Origin of the sequence: Spirulina sp. CCY15215 (genome assembly GCF_016888125.1) — a bacterium.
Taxonomy (GTDB): domain Bacteria; phylum Cyanobacteriota; class Cyanobacteriia; order Cyanobacteriales; family Spirulinaceae; genus CCY15215.
In genome coordinates this window covers 1-862 of sequence record NZ_JACSWA010000152.1, presented here as the reverse complement: position 1 = coordinate 862, position 862 = coordinate 1, and the positions used below count along the sequence as shown (strand labels likewise).

The 862-nt window shown below is 44.4% G+C and carries 1 pseudogene; it reads left to right on the top strand.

The features are described 5' to 3' along the window. Positions 1-589: pseudogene (locus tag JUI58_RS00720) on the top strand (hypothetical protein); the annotation flags it as partial. Positions 590-862: the final 273 nt, after the last annotated feature.

The window sequence follows — 862 nt, the reverse complement described above, 5'->3', positions numbered from 1 at the left end:
ACTATTGCTTGCTCCTGAACCTTTATTCGCAGTATCATTGAATCCTGAACTATTTTCACTCGATGAGTCGCTTTCTGATGTTCCGCTTTCTGATGTTCCGTTTTCTGATGTTTCTGCACCACTGCTACTTGAAGAAGTAGTGCTAGAAGTTGTATCGCCTCCTGATGAACTCACTCCCCCTGCTGAAGAACTAGAGCTATTGTTGGCGATCGCGCTTCCTCCTGATGAACTCACTCCTCCTGTTGAGTTTGAATTAGAGCTATTGTTGGCGATCGCGCTTCCTCCTGATGAACTCACTCCTCCTGTTGAGTTTGAAGAATTAGAGCTATTGTTGGCGATCGCGCTTCCTCCTGATGAACTCACTCCCCCTGTTGAGTTTGAAGAATTAGAGCTATTGTTGGCGATCGCGCTTCCTCCTGAAGAACTCACTCCCCCTGTTGAGTTTGAATTAGAGCTATTACTGGCGATCGCGCTTCCTCCTGATGAACTCACTCCCCCTGCTGAGTTTGAAGAATTAGCCGCACTTCCTCCTCCTGAAGTTCCCCCAGATGTTCCCCCCGAGGAACTACCACTGTCAAAATATTGTTGAAAAGTATTGGAAAACTGTGCATCAAATAAAGTAAATGCTTGGGCTGCACTTATCAATTTATTTCCGTTTGTTGAAGGATTAACTAAAGCTAGAGAGGGAGAAGGGGTATAAAGTAAGTTAATAAAACTATTAAAATTTAGTGTCGGTGTCGTTGTTGTATTAACAACAGGCGTTGTATTCACAACAGGCGTGACAGGTGTTGGTGTTACGGAAACGGGGACAAATTCATAGGCTCCAATATCTACAGTTCCTCCCAAAATACGGTTTTCTCCC